The organism is Streptomyces sp. NRRL F-2664 (genome assembly GCF_000719345.1).
Lineage (GTDB): Bacteria > Actinomycetota > Actinomycetes > Streptomycetales > Streptomycetaceae > Streptomyces.
The window spans coordinates 1-554 of record NZ_JOFX01000320.1 but is presented as its reverse complement, the minus strand read 5'-3'; the positions used below and the strand labels follow the sequence as shown (position 1 = coordinate 554).

At 72.4% G+C, this 554-nt stretch carries 1 protein-coding gene; it reads right to left on the bottom strand.

Translation table 11 applies throughout. The features are described 5' to 3' along the window. Positions 1-432: RHS repeat domain-containing protein (locus tag IF89_RS48900; protein ID WP_043194941.1), on the bottom strand; the 432-nt coding region annotated here is incomplete at its 3' end. Between the last annotated feature and the right edge of the window lie 122 nt (positions 433-554).

Sequence of the window (554 nt, the reverse complement as noted above, 5' to 3'; positions counted from 1 at the left end):
GGAGACGGTGTCGCCGTCCTTGGTCTTGACGGCTGCTTCGGCTATCTGCCCGTGGGCGGTGTAGGTGTAGGCGGTGGTGTTGCCGAGCTGGTCGGTCTGCGACGCCAGGCGCCCGGCCGGATCGTAGGTGCTGCGCACACCGGTGCGGGTGTCGCCCTGGCCGGGCGCGCCCTGGGTGAGGGTCTTGGCCGTCTGGCGTCCGGCGAGGTCGCGGGTGAGGGCTGCGGTGAACTCCTGCCCCGGATACACATCCGGTGCAGCCGGGGTCAGGACCGTGCTCTGCGGGATGCCGCCCGCCCCGTAGGAGGGCACCGCCGTGACCTCGCCGCTGGTGGCGGTCAGGGTCCGGCCCAGCGCATCAGCCTCGGCGGTGGATCCGGCGGCGGGGGTGCCGTCGGCGAAGACCACCCTCGCCGACACCGTCCGTGCCATGCTGTCGGCGTCCTGCACTGAGAGCGCGCGCGTCGTTGAGGCCGGCCCCGATCTGGTCTTTGCCGAGGACGCCCTGCGCAACGGCTTCGGCCACGATGTCCGTGGCGGTCTTGACGGTGGTG